Annotated in this window: 19 protein-coding genes; 12 read left to right on the top strand and 7 right to left on the bottom strand. The window is 37.4% G+C overall.

Going from position 1 to position 18,134, the window contains the following annotated elements; genetic code table 11:
- Positions 1-26: 26 nt before the first annotated feature.
- Positions 27-827 (top strand): YwqG family protein, encoded by an 801-nt coding sequence (locus PSR12_RS20025; RefSeq protein ID WP_274770256.1) that lies wholly within the window; start codon positions 27-29, stop codon positions 825-827.
- 40 nt (positions 828-867) lie between these two features.
- Here PSR12_RS20025 and PSR12_RS20020 read toward each other — a convergent pair whose 3' ends face one another.
- Positions 868-1,053 (bottom strand): SE1561 family protein, encoded by a 186-nt coding sequence (locus PSR12_RS20020; RefSeq protein WP_257520602.1) that lies wholly within the window; start codon positions 1,051-1,053, stop codon positions 868-870.
- Positions 1,054-1,425: 372 nt separating this feature from the next.
- Here PSR12_RS20020 and PSR12_RS20015 point away from each other — a divergent pair, with 372 nt between their 5' ends.
- Together PSR12_RS20015 and PSR12_RS20010 are read left to right on the top strand one after the other, a co-directional pair.
- Complete coding sequence (locus PSR12_RS20015; protein ID WP_257520601.1) at positions 1,426-2,610, top strand: MFS transporter; 1,185 nt, start codon at positions 1,426-1,428, stop codon at positions 2,608-2,610.
- Between the two features lie 239 nt (positions 2,611-2,849).
- Complete coding sequence (locus PSR12_RS20010; RefSeq protein WP_257520600.1) at positions 2,850-3,485, top strand: hypothetical protein; 636 nt, start codon at positions 2,850-2,852, stop codon at positions 3,483-3,485.
- 507 nt (positions 3,486-3,992) lie between these two features.
- Here PSR12_RS20010 and PSR12_RS20005 read toward each other — a convergent pair.
- The 5 genes from PSR12_RS20005 to PSR12_RS19985 all read right to left on the bottom strand — a co-directional run bounded on the left by PSR12_RS20005 (position 3,993) and on the right by PSR12_RS19985 (position 8,931).
- Complete coding sequence (locus PSR12_RS20005) at positions 3,993-4,652, bottom strand: peroxiredoxin-like family protein (RefSeq protein WP_257520599.1); 660 nt, start codon at positions 4,650-4,652, stop codon at positions 3,993-3,995.
- A 135-nt stretch (positions 4,653-4,787) separates the two neighbouring features.
- On the bottom strand, positions 4,788-5,471 hold the full coding sequence (locus PSR12_RS20000; protein WP_274770253.1) for a Crp/Fnr family transcriptional regulator: 684 nt from the start codon (positions 5,469-5,471) through the stop codon (positions 4,788-4,790).
- A gap of 233 nt (positions 5,472-5,704) precedes the next feature.
- Entirely contained in the window at positions 5,705-7,093 is a 1,389-nt protein-coding gene (gene rlmD, locus PSR12_RS19995; protein WP_221682832.1) for a 23S rRNA (uracil(1939)-C(5))-methyltransferase RlmD, read from the bottom strand.
- Between the two features lie 37 nt (positions 7,094-7,130).
- A complete protein-coding gene (locus PSR12_RS19990) occupies positions 7,131-7,955 on the bottom strand; it encodes a polysaccharide deacetylase family protein (RefSeq protein ID WP_274770252.1) in 825 nt (274 codons plus the stop codon).
- 67 nt (positions 7,956-8,022) lie between these two features.
- Positions 8,023-8,931, bottom strand: a complete 909-nt coding sequence (locus PSR12_RS19985; RefSeq protein WP_221682833.1) for a TIGR01777 family oxidoreductase — start codon at positions 8,929-8,931, stop codon at positions 8,023-8,025.
- Between the two features lie 205 nt (positions 8,932-9,136).
- Here PSR12_RS19985 and recX point away from each other — a divergent pair, with 205 nt between their 5' ends.
- From recX to PSR12_RS19970, 3 genes are read left to right on the top strand one after another with little or no spacing between them, the layout of a single operon-like run.
- Positions 9,137-9,940, top strand: coding sequence for a recombination regulator RecX (gene recX, locus PSR12_RS19980; RefSeq protein WP_274770251.1), 804 nt, complete (start codon positions 9,137-9,139; stop codon positions 9,938-9,940).
- Positions 9,937-10,266, top strand: a complete 330-nt coding sequence (locus PSR12_RS19975) for a YfhH family protein (RefSeq protein WP_036076977.1) — start codon at positions 9,937-9,939, stop codon at positions 10,264-10,266. The genes recX and PSR12_RS19975 overlap by 4 nt, the downstream gene beginning before the upstream one ends.
- A 1-nt stretch (position 10,267) precedes the next feature.
- Entirely contained in the window at positions 10,268-10,537 is a 270-nt protein-coding gene (locus PSR12_RS19970; protein WP_016995383.1) for a YfhJ family protein, read from the top strand.
- Between the two features lie 35 nt (positions 10,538-10,572).
- On the opposite strand, the gene PSR12_RS19965 is transcribed toward PSR12_RS19970, so the two are convergent.
- A complete protein-coding gene (locus PSR12_RS19965) occupies positions 10,573-11,559 on the bottom strand; it encodes a metal-dependent hydrolase (protein WP_257520549.1) in 987 nt (328 codons plus the stop codon).
- Between the two features lie 197 nt (positions 11,560-11,756).
- Between PSR12_RS19965 and mutY the strand changes: the two genes are divergently transcribed.
- The 6 genes from mutY to PSR12_RS19935 all read left to right on the top strand — a co-directional run bounded on the left by mutY (position 11,757) and on the right by PSR12_RS19935 (position 18,123).
- Positions 11,757-12,806, top strand: coding sequence for an A/G-specific adenine glycosylase (mutY, locus tag PSR12_RS19960; protein ID WP_274770247.1), 1,050 nt, complete (start codon positions 11,757-11,759; stop codon positions 12,804-12,806).
- A 78-nt stretch (positions 12,807-12,884) separates the two neighbouring features.
- Positions 12,885-13,064: a gamma-type small acid-soluble spore protein gene (locus PSR12_RS19955; protein ID WP_004230485.1), complete on the top strand. Its 180-nt coding sequence runs from the start codon at positions 12,885-12,887 to the stop codon at positions 13,062-13,064.
- Between the two features lie 318 nt (positions 13,065-13,382).
- Positions 13,383-13,934: a nucleoside tri-diphosphate phosphatase gene (gene ntdP, locus PSR12_RS19950; RefSeq protein WP_004230486.1), complete on the top strand. Its 552-nt coding sequence runs from the start codon at positions 13,383-13,385 to the stop codon at positions 13,932-13,934.
- A 179-nt stretch (positions 13,935-14,113) separates the two neighbouring features.
- Positions 14,114-15,859, top strand: coding sequence for an ABC transporter ATP-binding protein (locus PSR12_RS19945; RefSeq protein WP_274770245.1), 1,746 nt, complete (start codon positions 14,114-14,116; stop codon positions 15,857-15,859).
- Between the two features lie 295 nt (positions 15,860-16,154).
- On the top strand, positions 16,155-17,168 hold the full coding sequence (locus PSR12_RS19940; RefSeq protein WP_274770244.1) for an ABC transporter ATP-binding protein: 1,014 nt from the start codon (positions 16,155-16,157) through the stop codon (positions 17,166-17,168).
- Complete coding sequence (locus tag PSR12_RS19935) at positions 17,143-18,123, top strand: ABC transporter ATP-binding protein (protein ID WP_221682838.1); 981 nt, start codon at positions 17,143-17,145, stop codon at positions 18,121-18,123. Before PSR12_RS19940 ends, PSR12_RS19935 begins: the two co-directional genes overlap by 26 nt.
- Positions 18,124-18,134: the final 11 nt, after the last annotated feature.

Raw genomic sequence — 18,134 nt, 5'->3', positions numbered from 1 at the left:
TAAATCCAATATTAGGAGGAACTTGCATGGCTGCTAAAACTTTACTTGAATTACCAGAAGCATTCGAGCAATATAGACCATTAATAGAAGGGACAATGAAGCCTGTTGTAATGGTTAATACGGAGATAAGTAAAACAACTTTATTTCAAAGTAAGTTTGCAGGAGATCCTTATTTCCCATTGGGTATGGAATATCCAAAAAATATGAAGGGACAACCGTTGAAGTTATTAGCTCAAATTAACTTTGCAGAGGTTCCTATGCATTTACCCAATTTCCCAGAAGAGGGAATATTGCAGTTTTATATTGATGGTTATGACGATGTTTTAGGAATGGATTTTGATAATGGACAAAATCAAGAAGGCTTTCGTGTAATATTTCATGAACAAGTTATGCAAGATGAAGCACAGCTTATTCAAGATTTTTCTTTTATCGAAATAGATGATGAGGAATTATATTTTCCTGTCGAGCGTGAAATGGCATTATCCTTTACTACAGGCGTTGAGCCGATGTCGATTGATGATTTTAGAAGCAATGACAAGTATGCTAGCATCTTAACAGCTTTGGAGGATGACGAAGCATTAGAAGACAGCTTCTATGATGCTATGACGGGTGATGGTCATAAAATTGGAGGGTATCCATTCTTTACGCAAGAGGATCCTCGAGCATATGGAGATTATAAAGATTCAATCATTATGCTGTTACAGATTGATAGTGTTGGCGACAATATTCTTTGGGGCGATTGTGGCGTTGGCAATTTCTTTATCACAGAGGAAGAGTTAATGAATAAAGATTTTAGCAAGGTTCTTTATAATTGGGATTGCCATTAAAAAACAAGCGAGCACACGATGCTCGCTTGTTTTTTATTCATTATTGTTCACGAGCTTGAAATTGCTCCATTTTGTCCTCTAATTCATCCATCATTTGGATTAAGCGATCAATATCTTCTAACTCAGCTGTTTCAGGATCAAGGGCATCTAATACTTCTAGAAACATCTCAAGACGCTCTTTTAAATAGGTTACTTGTTGCTCTTTATCAGTGATTGGCTTTGACATTCGTACACCTCATTTCATCCCTTTCATCGTAGCCGATTTGAGCTTAAATTTCAATGTTTAGGGAAACACCTAGGACTAAGAGATTAATTTTAAAAAAACAATAGACAGAATATTTACAATATTGAGGATGTATGTTAAAGTTGTTTTAAGATAAAGTAAAGGAGCTGATTGAAAAAAGTCATCTGTAACACTAACTCGAAAAGGAGGGAGTTTAAACAAGTAATCGGTAATATTCAAAAGCCGAAAATCGTGTTTATACAATTAAATGAGGATAAGTATTAGTTAAGCCTTAGCGTAGAATCACATGTGGTGAGCGCTAAGGCTTTTTGGTATGCTGTTCTTTGGAAGAATGACTAGATTGTGGAGGGAAAAATGACGTACTTCTCAGATTACAGCAAAAAAAGATTTACCATTTTAGTAATAATTGTATCCATATCAGGCTTTTCACAAGGGATGCTATTACCGCTTATTTCGATAATATTTGAACGTGATGGGGTATCCTCTGCATTGAATGGCTTGAATGCAACAGGCTTATACATAGGAACATTACTGATTTCACCATTTATCGAGCAGCCCTTACGCAGGTGGGGCTATAAACCGATTATTTTAATTGGTGGAGCACTAGTTTTTGCGTCTTTACTTGCATTTCCTCTATGGAAAAGTGTGACCTTCTGGTTTGTCCTTCGTTTATTAATTGGTGTAGGCGATCATGCCTTACATTATGCGACACAAACATGGATTACTAGTACAGCAGATCATAAAAGCTTAGGGAAGGGAATGGCCATCTATGGCTTATCATTTAGCATAGGTTTTGCTGTTGGACCACTTATGGTGAAGCTCATTGAAATTGCTGAAGCGCTACCGTTTATCGTATCTTCAATCATGTGCCTATTTGCATGGTCCTTTGTATTTCTCTTACAAAATGAAAAGCCTGAGCGTTTAACAGGTGACTTAAATGCCAGAGGATGGCAACGGTATAAACTGGCTATTTTATTTGGGTGGATTGCCTTTTTAGGCCCATTTGTTTATGGTTTTCTGGAGTCTTCACTAAATGCCTTGTTTCCTGTCTATGCATTACGCAAGGGCTTTGAAGTCGGCATGATTCCTATCATTTTATCTGTGTTTACATTTGGTGGTATTTTAACGCAAGTGCCGCTTGGTGCACTAGGAGATAAAGTAGGGAGAAGGAATATTTTGATGATTGGGTCATTTGGTGGCGCAATTATTTTCGCTATTGCAAGCTTTTTAGAGCATTCACAATTCGCTGTGGCTGTCGCATTTTTCTTAACGGGTACGCTGGTTGGCTCGATGTTTTCTTTAGGAATTACATTTATGGCTGATTTGACACCAAAGGAGCTACTGCCTACGGGGAATTTACTTTGCGGAATTGCTTTAAGTATTGGAAGCTTAACAGGGCCATTTTTAGGTGGAGTTTATTTAGAATATGTAAAAAATTATAGCTTCCTTTTACTTGTGGCAATGCTTTTGTTAGCCGTTGCAATCGTTTTACTTATATTTGGACGCCACAAGCATCAACACCCAATGATGGCTAAATAAAAAGAGCGGGGCTCATCTCCCGCTCAAAAAACAAAAAAACGCCCAGCAAATCCGTGCTGTTATGGCGTTTTTTGCGTAACAAGGATGTTCCGTCCAAGTTACATAGGTTTGGCACCTAGAAAATTATTATACAGACATGTTCTAATGAAAGCAATAAAAATTAAAATGGATATTTTTGGACATTATCCATCTTTCTATTTATAATAAAAGAACACTGGCTTAAAAAGGAGGTTTTTGTCATGACAGAAATGAAAAAACTATCTATCCACCGTGCTTTAACAGAATTAAAAATGCTGACTCTACGAATTGAAGCAGCAACAAATGAGGTTAGCGCAGTCGTAGCTAATCGAAAAAGCAATCGTAAAATTAATGGTGTAGACATTCCTGAATATGAAAAACAAATGCAAGCATCCTATGATAAAGTGGTAGGTTTAATTTCCTATCGAAATAAAATAAAGGCGCTAGTTGTGCAGTCCAATGCAAACACAAAGGTGATGGTAGGCAAAGAGGAAATGACTGTAGCGGAGGCAATTGAACGGAAACAATCTATTCAATACGAAAAAAATTTGCTAGAAGTTATACAACATCAGCATCGTTCAGCTATCAATTCGGTTGCCAAAGAAAATGATGCATTACCTGCAAAGCTGGAAACCTATTTAGTTAACATATTGGGCAATAAAGATAAACAATCACCAGAGGAAGTCAAATTACATACCGAAACATTTATGAAAAGAAATGAGTTTGAAATCATTGATCCCCTAAATGTTAAACAACAAATTGAGAAATTGAGCAATCGGATTGAAGAATTTGAATCAGAGGTTGACGCTGTCTTATCAGAGTCGAATGCCACAACCTTTATTGAAGTACAAGTTTAACAAGATTTGCATGTCCTAGCGAAAATGGAAAACGAAAAGTCGCTCGCGCTTCAAGGCATGTGTGCGAGTTAAAACGTAAAACATGCCTTACTCCAATGGTAACTTTCAATTAAACTGATTTGAAAGCTCAAAGGTAAAAGGTGAAAGTACAAAGCTTACGTTTTAAAGTTCTTTGAATAAAAGCTGAAAATTTAACATTTAATAATCATTTAAATCCTGGGTTATTGGTTAAGGTATCGACTTTTCTGGACCATCCATCATCCACCAGGCAGCTTGTGCTGTGCATTAGAAAAAGGACGTTTCTATAAGAAACGTCCTTTTTCATACTGATGTGTTTCTTACAACATAGGTTTTAAGCTTTGATTAATAATATATTGTAAAATCACAGTTGGTAACGATTATTTTAATGTTTAATTTGACGATTATCAATCGATTCCTTGTTATCCCAAACGAATGTGGTAACAGAGAGACTGTCTTTCATTATATTTTTATAATTCTAAGATGCTATTAAAGTGACTGGAGAATTTGCATCACCTTACTAGGTTCTATACGTTTTTTATAGTCTGCCTCCACGCTAGCTAAACGGATGATTCCTTCTTTATCAATTACATAAGTAGCGGGTACGGGAAGTTCCCAAGAATGATCGCCATTAAATGTTTCGAGTGAAATATCGAGCGATCTGTAAATAGGATAGACATACTCAGGTAATTTAAATTTAAGCTTATATTTTTCAGCTGTTTTATTTTGCAAGTCACTTAAAACATGAAAATTTAATTCGTTCTTGTCTTGCACAGATGCAGAATAGTTTGAGGTTTGCGGGCTAACCGCAATCAATTGGCCTCCAATTGCCTTAATGTCCTCATTCATTCGCTGGTATGCTTTTAACTCAAGGTTACAAAATGGACACCATATACCGCGGTAAAATATAAGAACAACTGGACCTTTCAAAATTTCTTCAGACAATGTTATCTTTTGACCTGTAGAATTCACTAAAGTGAAGTCAGGCGCTTTGACGCCAGCTATTAAACCCCTACCCGAATCAGATATTCGTAAATCATGTATCGTTTTTTCGAATATATCTAGCACTTCCTTTGACAGCATCTCTTCCATATGTGTAGCTGCTATATCTAATTCTCGTTGCAATTTTTGAAATGGTGTGTTTTCCATTATCTCATCTCCATATCGTATATATTTTGTATATAGTTATACGATACATTTTTTTCTTGGAGGAAGATGTAATATTGTTTACAACTCATTTTAAAAATGTCTATGTTACTTGATACTATCCTGCATTTTTTCAGCCTATGAAATGTTTCTCTCCAAAAGCTTTTTTCGATGGATATAGATTGTTTTAAATCCTGTCTTAATGACTTCTTCTTTAACAAGCTCTTGTAAGACCCCAGTTACAGCTTCTCTGGTTGCACCAACTAAATTGGCGATTTCTTGATGTGAGAGAGGCAAATCTATTTTGTAATATTCATTATCGCCAGTAAGTCCAAACTGATCCGAGAGCTTAATAAGTGCATATAAAACTTTGTCATGTAGTTTCCCAAGAGCTAGATTTTGCGTTAATTGACTCATATCGATAATTCGATTACTTAGTACTTTTAATAATGTCATCATAAATTGAGGCCGCTGAATTAAAAAACCTTCAAATCTTTCCCTATTCATCAAACAAATGTGGCTTTCCTCTATCGTTTCAATATAATTTTCTCGAGTACCAAATGAAATGATATCCATTTCCCCAAATACATTACCTTCGTTAAGTATATCCGAAGTAAATTGCTTACCTTGAGCATTTACTTTATACAGGCGCAACTTTCCCTTTTTAACAAAGTAAAGTCCCTCCGAAAAAGTTTCCGGTGTTTGAATAAAAGTGTTTTTCGGAAAGGTTGTTATTAAAGTTAATTGTTCCATTTCTATTAAATCTTCCATCGAGAGCGAATTAAGCAGATTAAATTGTGATAAGTATTGAATGTTATCCATTTTTCCTCCTTAAAATTGCATGGGCCCAACAAGACTATAACATAATGTAAACACATTGAAATCAATCGTGAATCGGTGACATCACTCAATATTTTTTATTTTGTTCTTCAGATGTTTAGCTATTTTTTCTTAGACAATAAAACTTTAGAAAAGACTATCAAAAAAGAAAAAAGCGCAGTCTACAATATGCAGACTGCGCCTAATCAAGGTCACCAAAATTTACAAAGTAAATATCATTTTCGATGTTCAGTTTTAAGAACCATAGAGCAAACGCATTCCACCTGCGCAGTCTGTGCGAACATATCAACGGGTTGAATATATTCAACATCATAAAGCTTCGTTAACTGTTGTAAGTCCTTTGCCAAAGTGGATGGGTTACAGGAGGTATAAACAAAACGTTTAGGTTTTAGTTTAAGGACTGTTCGAATAAATTCTGGTGCTAGTCCTGTACGTGGTGGATCTACCGTAATCACATCAGGAGTAAATCCTTCCTTGCGCCATTTCGCTAGGACACTTTCCGCTGTACCGACTGCATATTTCGTATGTTTGAAGCCATGGTTTCGAGCATTTTTACGAGCATCCTGAATACTTTCAGGAATGACATCCATTCCACGAACTTCCTTCGCTTTATCTGCTAACCATAATCCAATTGTGCCAACGCCACAGTATGCATCAACCACTGTTTCTTTTCCCGTTAAAGCAGCAGCCTTTTTAATTTCATTATATAGATGAACTGTTTGTGTTGGATTTAGTTGGAAGAAGGCGCGGGCAGATAAATCAAAAGCCAATTCGCCAAGCTCTTCATGAATGGTTTCTTTGCCATCAAGTACAACAGTTTCATCACCGAAGATTAAGGATGTTTTTTCACGGTTAATATTTTGTGCAATGGATACAATACTCGGATCAATTTTTTTAATACGTGTAATCAATTCAGCTAAATGAGGGATTTCTTTCCTTGTTGTGACAAGGACGACCTGTGTTTCCCCAGTACGAATACCTGTACGTACAACAATCGTACGCACTAAACCATCTAGCGTACGACCATCGTAAATAGTGATATTTAGCTTTTGCAAAATTTTTCGAGTAGCAACTGTGATTTTAGAAGTACTTGGGTGCTGAACAAGGCAATCATTAATGTTTAACAGTTTATTACTTCCTTCAGCAAATAAACCTGCGTAAACACGCTTGCCTTCTTTACGTACTTGGAATTGGCTTTTATTACGATAATGCCAAGGATCATCCATACCAAGGGTTTTTCGCACTTCAATTGTTTCGAGTAAAGGTTTGGCATAGCGCTCTAATGCTTGTATAACAATGTCTCGTTTTTCTATTAGCTGTTTTTCATAGGTCATATGCTGAAGCTGGCAGCCGCCGCACTCATTGTACACTGGGCAAGGTGCTTCCTGACGATGTTTTGAAGCTTTACGAATGGCTAAAATTTCTGCTTCAGCAAAATTACGTTGTGTTTTTGTTACTTGAGCTGTGATCTCTTCACCAGGAATGGCTCCTTTTACAAATATCACATTACGTTTATAAAAACCTACACCTTCACCATTAATGCCTAGCCTTTTTATTGTCAGTGGGAATTTTTGTCCCACGGTCATTGTTGTTTGCTGCGTCAAACGTTCCACGTCCCTGCTCTATATTGTCATCTCCCCATTATAGCGAAGGAGCAGGCGATTGCAAAGCAACAGGAAAATCTTCATATTCTAATATTAAATCGTCAAGCGATAAGAAAGTATAACCTTGCTTTTTAGCTTCTGCAATAAACATTGGTAATGCTTCGGCATTATCCTGTGCTACTGTATGCATTAAAATAACAGCACCAGGATGCAGTTGTTCCATAAGTGCATTATAAGCATAATCTGCACCACGACGCTCATCCTTCATCCAATCCTTAAAGGCCACAGACCAGAAAATATGGCGATAACCTTCTGCATTGCCCACCTCCAGCACTTTTGCATTAAAAATTCCTTCAGGTGGACGAGCATATGTTGTACGATCGATGCCTGTCAATTCACGTAACTTGCCATCGAACTTTTGCCATTCTGCACGCATGCCATCTGGCGAAAGTCGAGCCATATTAGGGTGACCATAGGAGTGATTCCCGATAGTATGACCATCCTTCACCATGCGTTTCACTAAATCGCTAGCACTGTCTAAGTAATGGCCTGTTAAAAAGAAAGTAGCAGGTACATTTTCTTTTTTCAATGTATCCAAAATACTTTCAGTAAAGCCGTTTTCATAGCCATTATCAAATGTTAAATAGGCAATTTTTTTATCTGCCTTCCCTTTATAAATCGCACCATATTTGTCGAGTAACTGATCGAGCTGTGCTCCTGCCTCTGCCTGCTCACCGTTTTTAGCGCGTTTAAAGCCCCAATGGTGTTCATCAGAACCAGCAGCAAAAAATGGATTAAAGCTAATTCCTGCGGCAATAATAAAAGTAGCAATTACCGCACCAACAATATGTTGTTTCCACATAAAAAACGCATCCTTTCTTTTTCATTAGAATGCGTAATTATTAAAAAATTATCCAACTTAATTTTTTCTAATTTTGAGCCTTTAACAAATTTTCAAGTGCTTGCTTTAGATAAGGGTATTTAAATATAAAATGTTGTTGTTCTAATAGGGTTGGTAGCACTTGTTGTCCTTCTAAAACAAGTGTGCTTTGTTCGCCGAGAGCTAAACGCATCGCAAAGCTAGGAACAGGCAGCCAATGACGTCTGCCCATGACTTCTGCAATCGTTTGACCAAATTCCTTCATTCTCATCGGATGCGGTGCTGTTATATTAAATGGTCCATGAATATTTTCATTTGTAATAGCGAAATAAATAGCACGTGCTACATCCTCAATATGTACCCATGAAAGCCATTGCTCTCCAGAGCCAATCGTGCCACCTATATGCATTTGATAAGGCAATAGCATTGGTGGAAGTGCGCCACTATTTCTACCTAAAATGACACCAAAACGTGCAAGAGCCACACGAATACCTAATGCTTCTGCTCGTTTCGCATGTCGCTCCCAATCGTGGACTGTAGTGCCTAAAAAATCAGTTGCGTAATCCGTAAAATCTTCATCATAGATGGCTTGTGTGGAAGTTGGGTATATACCAACCGCACTAGCATTGACAAGGACTTTTGGTTTTATCGTGAGCATGTCCATTATTCGTACAATCTCTGATGTGGCATTCATTCTGCTCCAATAGATAGCTTTCTTTTGTTTTTTTGTCCAACGACCATTATTTAATGAAACACCTGCTAAATTCACAAAGGCATCTACACCTTCAAAGATTGTCAAAGCTTGCTCATGCTGATGTAGCCATTGAACATAGTGAACGCCATTTTCGAGCCTTGACTCATGACGCGTTAGGACAAAAATGTCATGTCCGTTGTCCTGCAAAAGCTGTATAAGGGCTTTTCCAACAAAGCCAGTGCCACCTGCAATCACTATTTTCATAACATGCACCTCTTTTCTCGAATAAAACGCTTCCTAATAATTTTATCATGTAACCAAAAAAGTAAACATCTTTAGGCATTTATTGCAGAGCAGGAAGTTTACCCGTGGAAGGGAAAAGAATGCCCGTGACATAGGAAAATTAACCGTGCTGTTTGTCAGTTCCCCCATAAAGAAATGCTATAATGATAATAGTGAGGTGTTTACTATGCGTATGATTACAAAAATTGCACGTCAAAAAAACAATCCTGAACGCTATAATATCTATTTAAATGAAGAATATGCTTTTCCTGTTGATGAAGCCATTCTCATTCAATTTGGTTTAACAAAGGGGAAGGTGCTCGATGAATTCGAAATTCAAGAGATTGCCTATGAAGATGAGATACGTAAGGCATTTAATAAGGGATTAAACTTCCTTTCATATCAAATGCGAAGTGAGCATGAGGTTAAGAAAAAACTGCTCACCTTAGAATTTGGAGAAGCTGTAGTGTTAGAGGCAATCCAAAAGTTAAAATCCTATGGCTTTATTAATGATGAAAACTATTCAAAGGCTCTGCTTGATACAAAGAAAGCTACTATGAAAAAAGGACCAAGAGCCATTAGACAAGACATGATCAAAAAAGGCATTGAGAAAAACTTGCAGGATGAGGTGCTTGCTACATATAGTTTTGAGGAACAAGTAAAACTGGCGAAGCAACTGGCAGAGAAAATTGTTCGAGCGGAGAGCAAGAAGACCCCAACACAAATTAAGACCAAAATTCAGGATTACTTATTAAGAAAAGGGTATGCTTTCTCGATTGTAGAAGAGGTGCTTAGCCAAGTTGAGATAGGGCAGGATGATGACAACTGGCAGCAGCTACTTGATGCTCAAGGCGAAAAAGTTTGGAAAAAGTACGTATCGAAGTATACTGGTTATGAGCTAAAAATGAAGGTTAAACAGGCGCTCTATCAAAAGGGTTTTCCTATAGAAGTAATAGATCGTTTTATAGAAGAGAAGGAGAATGAAGAATGAGTGAAAAAAATTATGCTGCTATGTCTGAACATGAATTGCGAGAGGAAATTGCCTTTCTAAAAGAGAAAGCTCGAAAGGCAGAACAGCTAGGAATCATCAATGAGTTTGCTGTTTATGAACGCAAAGCTTTAATGGCTGCGGCTTATTTAGTGGATCTTGATACGATCGTTCCAGGAGAAATGTATCGTATTGATGGTTCAGATAATGAATTTTTCCAAGTAGATTATTTGAAGGGACGCTTTGCTTGGGGTCATCGTTTAGGCGGAGACAAATACCAAGAGGCACTACCAGTATCTATCCTTTCCCCAGTAAAGGTGGGCAAATAAAATGGATGAAAAAATTGAGAAATTAACAGCAGAGTTACTTGCAAAGAATCCTCAGATGTCTGTTGGACGGGCACAGGTTTGGGTGGAGTTGTTATGGAGTGACTTTGAATCAACTGCCGCGAAAGCAGGATATGATTATCGTGGGGCAGAGTATACAGAAAATCTTGTTCGTCAATTAATTGCTAGCTATGGTGATAAACTACATGCCTTTGCAGGTCGCAATCCGAAGTATATACATTTACTAGATGCTAGTGATGATATGGTACAATAATAAAACCCTGACCAATATTGGTCAGGGTTTACTGCTTAATTACTTGCACCAATTTGTAATTTTTTCTGAAGCTTATCTTCTGTAAAGATCCAGCCTGTGTAAGACGTCATAATGTCATTAGCATCATTTAAATGTGCTACAGCAACGAAAGGATAACGATTGTCACTACGGTAACGCAAATCGATTAACCTTACTTCTATTAGGCCGTTTTCAAGCTCGGAAATCTCCCATCGATACATAGGAGAGAAAGACACAAATGCAGCTAAGTTAGGATCTTTCATTGCAGCATCTACAAGCGCAGTTTTAGGCAAAGGCTTAATTTCAAATTTATCATAAATATTAACAGTCCTTCCATAAGCACGGCCAACATAATAATGAGTTTTGGATTTGGCTGCGATTCGCCAGTGGAAGAAGCGCATAGTAGGTGCTACAATGACATATTCTTCATCTTGAATAGTATGATGCACCGCGTTTTTTACCGCTTTTTGCACAGCGAATCGTAAAATATAGTAAATCACGATAACCACGTACATGATACTGAATGTCCATACTGGATTTGTGCCAAATGCCCATAACACAATACCGACACAATGTAAGGAAAAAATAATGGGATCGAAGGTATTAATGACACCTAACGCAACCCATTTTCGAGAGAAAGGTCGAATTGCTTGTGTTCCATACGCGTTAAAAATATCGACAAAAACATGAAGTGCGACAGCTAAAAATGTCCAAAGCCATAAATGTAACACATTCACATCTTGCAAAATCAGTGATAAAACAAATGTAATTAAAATAGGCCAAATAGCTACAGCTGGTAGTGAGTGTGTAATTCCTCGGTGATGTCGGATATAGATGGCGTTATTACGTAGTTTTAACACAGTGTCGACATCTGGAGCTTGTGAGCCAATAATTGTACCTGCCATTACTGCTGTAAAAGTCATTGAATGATTGGCAACTACAGGGTCAGCTAATGCAAGACCGCCAAGGGCAATACCCATAACGAAATGTGTACCTGAATCCAAAAATATCCACTCCTAGTATGCATTAAAATCGAGTACAATGTGCATACAACTTTATTTCAAACATAATAAAAGGTATATTGAAATATTCTAACATTCGTGCGAAAGCGACGATTGTTGTCGATCTTCCGCGAATATTCTTTTCTTCATTGTATACCCTTTTCATCATAAATTAAATCGTAAAAACAACGGAGGTCACTGTGAATTACCCATATGTAACAGAATTTCGACAATCATTAGTTGACTGGTTTAACACAGAGAAGCGTGATTTACCGTGGAGACACACAACAGACCCTTATAAAATTTGGGTATCTGAAGTGATGCTACAACAGACACGTGTCGACACAGTTATTCCTTATTACAATCGCTTTATGGAAAGCTTTCCAACATTAGATTTGCTTGCGGAAGCACCCCAAGAATACTTATTAAAGCATTGGGAAGGCCTTGGCTATTATTCTCGTGCTCGCAATTTACAAGCAGGTGCTCGTGAGGTTTTAGCAAATTACGGTGGTATAGTACCTGACAATCGCCATGAAATATCTAAATTAAAAGGTGTTGGTCCCTATACTGCAGGTGCTATTTTAAGTATTGCCTATAATAAGCCTGAACATGCAGTTGACGGTAATGTTATGCGTGTTCTAAGTAGAGTGCTTGATATACATGAAGATATAGCTCTTCCCAAAACGAAGAAAATTTTCGAAAGTGCGGTTGAGGAACTAATTGATCCTGATCATGCTTCATCGTTTAACCAGGGCTTAATGGAGCTGGGTGCACTTATTTGTACACCTACCTCTCCAAAATGTTTATTATGCCCAGTAAGAGAGTATTGCATAGCTTTTAATGAGGGAGAACCAGAAAAATTACCTGTCAAATCAAAAAAGACAAAAATGAAGCATCTCACATATGATGTGCTCGTATATGAAAATGACAAAGGACAATTTTTAATGCAACAACGTCCTGAGGAAGGCTTGCTCGCTAATCTATGGCAATTTCCAATGATTGATACAAGCCAATCTTCAGCAGAAAATTTTACAAAGGAATATACAGTAAATATCCAGGCCAAATATGAACTGCTTACATTTAAACATGTTTTTTCACATTTAACTTGGCATTTAAATAGCTATTATATAAAATGCGAATCGACTGAGCTAGGTGATTGGCTAAACTATGAGCAAATAGAACTTTTACCGATGCCTGTGCCTATGCTAAAAATTTGGGATGAAGTAAAAAAGCAAACGGCAGGAAAATAAATCCTTCTTAAAAATCACTGATTCATGAGCATAAAAGTCACCACCTCCGTACACAATAACTAGCGTGGAGGTGAATGAATGATGAAAAAACAAAACAACCAAAATTTCCAACCGAATAAAAACATGCAACGTCAAAGTGAAGAGTTTGGTTATGAAACGGACGTAAATGAAGTGCAAAAGCAAAATGCGAAAGCAGAGCAAAAGAAAGCTCCAGCTTCTGGCCGTTTCTCAAAAACTAACCAAGATTTAGGTGAGTAACACTTTGTAACTGCATAATTGCATTTACCTCTAAGGGGCTGTCTTAAATCCGAAAAGATGAAAAAGACAGCCCCTTTCAAATTGTTTAGGTAAGTAAATGGTCAGCATAAAAGGAAATCCTCTATAGCATTAACTAAAAAATCCCATCAAAGCTGACATTATATTAAAATTCGCTTATAATTGACTAAATTTTATACAAATTCAAAATAGCGTAGTGAAATTTGTGGTTTTCTAACTACACCTTTCGCGTACACATTGCTATAATATACTAGAGACTGCTAGATTTAGGTAGCATAGACGAAAAGGTGGGCTAACAAAATGGCATTACCGGTAGAAGGAGAAACGATACAAATACATAGTTATAAGCACAATGGCCGTATCCACCGTGTTTGGCAAGAAACGATGGTTTTAAAAGGAACGAAAAATATCGTAATCGGTGCGAATGAACGGACACTTGTAACAGAATCCGATGGTCGTACATGGCTAACGAGAGAGCCCTCTATTTGCTACTTCCATGCGGAACACTGGTTTAACATCATCTGTATGCTACGTGAAGACGGTGTGTATTATTATTGCAATCTAAGCTCACCATTTGTTTTCGATAATAATGCCATTAAATATATCGACTATGATTTAGATATTAAAGTTTTTCCTGACATGTCTTATACACTTTTAGACGAGGATGAATATGAGCTCCATCGGAAGGAAATGTCTTATCCTGATGTCATAGATAAGATTTTAAAGCGCAATGTCGATAAATTAATAAGCTGGATTCAACAAAAAAGAGGACCATTTGCACCCGATTTCATCGATGTCTGGACAAATCGTTACAAGTTCCAGCTTGATATGCAGTCAGATGATCAATCATGACACCTATTAGTTTAACTAATAGGTGTTTTTTATTGGAGGGGAGCAGAGTGTTGGTAAGGCAAAGGTAAAATAGTTCGCTATAAAGTCATCATAACTGTATTTTAGTCAAAATATTGCTATAATACTTAGGGCATTCATCTTCGAATGTCTGTTTCTTTTTGTAAGGATGTGATGATAAATTGGGAAGCATTAAGCGATATATGCGCTTTGTTAAACCATATACATGGGAAATTATTTTAACGATTATCATTGGTATAGTAAAATTTGCTATTCCACTATTTATTCCACTGCTCATTAAGATTGTGCTAGACGATATTATTGCAGCAGATGACTTAACAGATGTAGAAAAAACAAAAGAACTATTTTATTGGCTAGGTGGCACTATTATTGTGTTCTTTATTATCCGTCCACCTATTGAGTATTATCGACAATATTTTGCACAACACGTAAGCAACAAGGTGCTATTTGATATTCGTAAGGAAATTTATGCACATTTACAGCGTTTAAGCTTAAGGTACTATGCCAATACACGAGCAGGGGATGTTATTTCAAGGGTAATTAATGATGTTGAACAAACAAAGACCTTTGTCATGACGGGGTTAATGAATGTTTGGTTAGATCTGGCGACGATTGTAATTGCGATTGCCATTATGCTAACCATGGATGTGAAGCTAACACTAGTAGCGTTAATCGCATTTCCATTTTATGCTTTCAGTGTGAAGTACTTTTTTGGCAAATTGAGAGATTTAACACGGAAACGTTCTCAAGCTCTTGCAGGTGTACAAAGCTATTTACATGAACGTGTAGCTGGTATGAGCATTATTAAAAGCTTTACTTTAGAAAAGCATGAACAAAAATTGTTCGATTCAGCAAACGGTGAGTTTTTAGAAAAAGCGCTTGATCAAACAAAGTGGAATGCAAAATCATTTGCTGTCGTCAATACCATTACAGATGTAGCGCCATTACTAGTTATAGCCTACGCGGGCTATCAAGTAATAAATGGGTCACTTTCAGTTGGAACAATGGTTGCTTTTATTGCTTATATTGAACGTCTGTATGGCCCACTTCGTCGACTTGTTAGCTCTTCCACAACTTTAACACAGTCAATTGCTTCAATGGATCGAATGTTCGATTTAATAGATGAGCCTTATGAAGTGAAGGATAAGGACTATGCTCTTGAACTCCCACGTGCAAATGGGCAGGTTCGCTTTCAAAATGTATCCTTCCAATATGAAGAAACTGGCTCACCTATTATAGATGCTATAGATTTAACGATAAATCCTGGAGAGACTGTTGCCTTTGTAGGGATGAGTGGTGGTGGTAAGTCAACGATTATCAGTTTAATTCCTCGCTTTTATGATACAACAAGCGGGCAAGTGACCATTGATGGAAAAGATGTACGGGATGTCACTTTACATTCCTTACGATCTCAAATTGGTATTGTCCTGCAAGATAATATACTTTTTAGTGACTCTGTCAAAGAGAATATTTTAATGGGGAAACCAGATGCAACAGATGCACAGGTTATCGAAGCAGCGAAAGCGGCAAATGCCCATGACTTTATTATGAGTCTGCCTAATGGCTATGACACAAAGGTTGGAGAAAGAGGAGTAAAGCTCTCTGGCGGACAAAAACAACGAGTTGCCATTGCGCGTGTGTTTTTAAAAAATCCACCAATTCTAATCCTTGATGAGGCTACTTCTGCATTAGATTTGGAAAGTGAAGCACTGATTCAAGAATCGTTAGACAAGCTTGCTCATGAACGAACAACTATTATTATTGCGCACCGTCTTTCTACAATTACCCATGCTGACAAGATTTTCGTCATCGATCATGGTCAATTAATCGAAAGTGGAACACATGAACAGTTAATGAACAGTCAAGGGACATATTATAATTTATTCCAAGTGCAGCATTTAGATTAAAATTTTCCGTAAATTACACGGTTTAAGAATTTTTTTCAAAAAAGTCTTTCATTTATTCGAAAATGGAAGGCTATTTTTTTTTGAAAAATGTTAAAAATTATCTCTTTATAAGATTTTATTATTATCGAAGGCGATTATTGTAGGAATTCTATGTAATTTGCAGAATATTAATGATTGAAAGAGTAAGGATTTTTAGTTAGAATTATCTGAAAATAAGGAATTTAACGAAAGTTATAGTATTCTATTAATATTATTATACATTTAAGTAAAATATAGGTAGGGTGGGGCGTTACACATGAGGAAAAAACTACTAGAAATAAAAGGTTTGAAAACAACCTTTTTCACAGATAATGGGCAAATTCCTGCTGTAGACGATATCGATTTTTCTGTCCATGAAGGAGAAATTTTAGGGATTGTAGGAGAATCGGGAAGTGGTAAAAGTGTTACGTCGCTGTCCATCATGGGATTAATTCCATCACCACCAGGTAAAATAACGGGTGGAGAAATTTTGCTAGATGGCAAAAATATTGCTAAATGTACGGATAAACAAATGCAAAAAATACGTGGAAAAGACATTGCAATGATTTTCCAAGAGCCCATGACTTCGCTAAACCCTTTGTTCACGATTGGTGATCAGTTAAAGGAGGCTATATTAATCCATAATCCAAAATGGACAAAAAAGGAAGCGTTTGCAAGAGCGGTCGAAATCATGAAATTGGTAGGTCTACCACGTGCTGAGGAATTGCTAAAGGACTACCCACATCAGCTGTCTGGCGGTATGCGTCAACGTGTGATGATTGCTATGGCACTTGTCTGTGATCCTCAAGTATTGATTGCGGATGAGCCTACAACTGCATTGGATGTTACGATACAAGCCCAAATTTTACAGCTTATGAAAGACTTAAATAAACGATTGAATACAGCTGTGTTGTTAATTACACATGATCTGGGGGTTGTCGCGGAAACTTGTGAGCGAGTGATTGTTATGTATGCAGGACAAATAGTGGAAGAGGCGCCGATTCATGAAATTTTTACTAATCCTAAACATCCCTATACACAAGGGCTCATTCAATCAGTACCTGACATGCGTTATAAAAAGGAAAATTTATACTCCATTCCTGGAAGTGTACCGAAACCAGGAAGTATTCAGGTAGGCTGTCGTTTTGCGGCACGCTGTGAATATGCAATGGAACGTTGTTTACAGGAAACACCACCTTTATTTGAAGCAGCAGAGAATCATAAATCGAGATGTTTTTTACTAGAGAAGCAGGAGGTGGAGCAACGTGTCGAAAGCGTTATTAAAGGTTGAGGGGTTAAAAAAGTATTTTCCGATTCGAAAAGGAGTCCTTCATTCACATGCCGGGGATGTAAAGGCCGTAGATGATGTTTCCTTTGAAGTGTTTGAAGGAGAAACATTAGGAATTGTTGGCGAATCAGGCTGTGGCAAATCCACAACGGGTCGCTTATTAATGCGTTTACTGGAGCCAACTGGAGGTAAGATAGAATTCGCAGGTAAAATGATTTCAGAATTATCCAATAACGAAATGAGGAAGGCACGTAGAGATATTCAAATGATTTTTCAGGATCCCTATGCCTCACTAAATCCTCGCCATAACATCGGCAAAATTTTAGAGGAGCCTCTTATTGTTCATGGGATAGGTAATGCCAAAGAGCGAAAACAGAAAGTGTTGGAGCTACTTGAGATTGTTGGATTGAATGAATATCATATCAAGCGCTATCCGCATCAATTTAGTGGAGGGCAAAGGCAACGTATCGGCATTGCTAGAGCCTTGATGACTAATCCACGCTTAATTATTGCGGACGAGCCAGTATCTGCACTTGATGTATCCATCCAGGCACAGGTTTTGAATTTATTGCAAAAGCTGCAAAAGGATTTGAGGCTAACTTATATTTTTATTTCCCATGATTTAGGGGTTGTGCGTCATATTAGTAATCGAGTTGGCGTTATGTATTTAGGTAAATTAGTTGAGCTGACAGCGAGTGAGGACTTATATGCTGAACCGCTTCATCCATATACACAGGCACTTTTATCTTCGGTCCCTGTTCCAGATCCTACGTTTGAACGGGAGCAGATCATCATTTCAGGAGATATTCCAAGTGCATCAAACCCGCCAAGCGGTTGTACGTTCCATACGAGATGTCCGTTTAAAAAGGATCAGTGCTCACAGGTAATACCTAAAATGCAAGAAGTGAAACCAGGTCATTATGTTGCTTGCCATCTTTACGAGGCACTCCAACATTAAATGATATAAAA

This window comes from Lysinibacillus sp. G01H (assembly GCF_028872195.1).
Lineage (GTDB): Bacteria > Bacillota > Bacilli > Bacillales_A > Planococcaceae > Lysinibacillus > Lysinibacillus capsici.
This window is presented reverse-complemented; position numbering and strand designations above follow the sequence as displayed.